The sequence below is a fragment of the Streptomyces sp. genome (assembly GCF_050698815.1).
GTDB lineage: Bacteria > Actinomycetota > Actinomycetes > Streptomycetales > Streptomycetaceae > Streptomyces.
In genome coordinates this window covers 1-1,597 of sequence record NZ_JBOHCV010000636.1, presented here as the reverse complement: position 1 = coordinate 1,597, position 1,597 = coordinate 1, and the positions used below count along the sequence as shown (strand labels likewise).

Annotated in this window: 1 protein-coding gene and 1 pseudogene; both read left to right on the top strand. The window is 73.0% G+C overall.

Annotation, left to right across the window (positions count from 1 at the left end; all coding sequences use genetic code 11):
* Nucleotides 1-307: 307 nt before the first annotated feature.
* Nucleotides 308-925, top strand: coding sequence for a hypothetical protein (locus ACRDP3_RS22970; protein ID WP_431518895.1), 618 nt, complete (start codon nucleotides 308-310; stop codon nucleotides 923-925).
* Nucleotides 926-1,190: 265 nt separating this feature from the next.
* A pseudogene (locus ACRDP3_RS22965) lies at nucleotides 1,191-1,597 on the top strand (hypothetical protein); the annotation flags it as partial.

Sequence of the window (1,597 nt, the reverse complement as noted above, 5' to 3'; positions counted from 1 at the left end):
AGGTACGGATGTGGCTGGCGCTGCACGGAGTCGAGGGCGCCGGGCGGGAGCGCCGGCGCCGGCGGACCGAGCGCGGACGCGGTCGCGCACGCGGACTCCGGCACCGGGTACGGCGGGTCGATCCCCGGTAGGGCCCGGCGGCCGGCCCACGGTCCACGGGCCGTCTTCCCTAACCTGGCCCTTCCCCTTCCTTAAGCGCGTCGTAAGTCCGCCGACTGCCGTCCGTAACCGGCGGATTGTCCGAGTCGGCCGGGCTAGCGTCATGCCCGTTCCCCCCCCCGCCCCCACGGATCGAGGCACGTACACGATGACGAACTACGCCGCACCCCGCCGCCCCGTCAGTCGCCGGGCGAAGTCGTTGGGCGCCGCGGTGTCGGCCGCGCTGGGGGCCTGCGGAGCCCTCGCCCTCGCCGGGAACGCGACCGCCGGCGAGGAGCGCCGGCGTGACACCGGGGCCGGCACCGAGGCCGCGGCGGCGCCCGGCACCACCTTCGCCCCGTACGTCGACACCTCGCTCCAGCCCTCCTACGACCTCGTCAAGAGAGCAGAGGAGACCGGTGTAAGGGAGTTCAACCTCGCCTTCATCACCTCGGGCGGCGGATGCACGCCCAAGTGGGGTGGCACCCAGGAGTTGGGCGAGAACGCCGTGGCGCGGCAGATCGACGCGCTGCGCGCAAAGGGCGGCGACGTCCGGGTCTCCGTCACACCGATGATCGGGGTGAACGACGTCATCGTCGAGGTGTTCAGGCCCGACGACGCGGCCGAGGTGAAGAAGTTCGCCGACGAACAGGGCATGGGCTGGCTGTCGATGTGGTCGGCCACCCGTGACAAGGCGTGCCCGGGCGGCCCCAAGGATCAGGCGGACCCGACCTGTTCGAGCATCGAGCAGGGCGCGGACGACTTCGCGAAGGCCTTCACGGGCTGATACGAGCACCGGCTGATACGAGCACCGCGCCGGCCGATACGAGCCGGACTCCCGCCAGGCGGGGCGCAGCCTGCCCCCACGCGTTGCGCCCCGCCTTTCTTCATCCGCGCTTCCTCGCCCCGCTCCTCCCTCAGCCCCGCGGATGACTGACAGTGAGAGCGTCACCCCTACGGACAGCCCCCGGGTGCGGGCCCGCCGCAGCTGCTCTTGGCTGCCAGGTATGAGGTCAATAAGCAGACGCCAGACCCGAATTGCCCGTCGGCTGATGAGCGGCACGGTGGCGGCGGCCGTCTCCATGGGCGGCCTCGTCGCGTCGGCCACCGTGGACGGCACCGAACGGGTCCCGGTGGACGGCGCCGACCGCGAGTCCGTGGACAGCGCCGACCACGTGCGCGAGGGCCGCGCCGACCACGAACCCGTGGGCCGCGCCGCCGGCCGCGAGCCGTTGAGCGACGAGGTGCCGGCCGTCCCGTTCGCGGATCGCCCCATGAGCAGCCCGCACCGCTCCGGCGGCTATGTCGAGCCGGTCGCCAAGCCTGCCCGCGTCTCGGCGAAGTGGGGCATCCCCGGCGACTGGATGGCGGGCCACCACACGGGTGTCGACCTCGCTGTGCGCAGCGGCACGACCCTGCGGTCCGTCGGCCCCGGCAAGGTGGTCCTCGCCGGTACCGC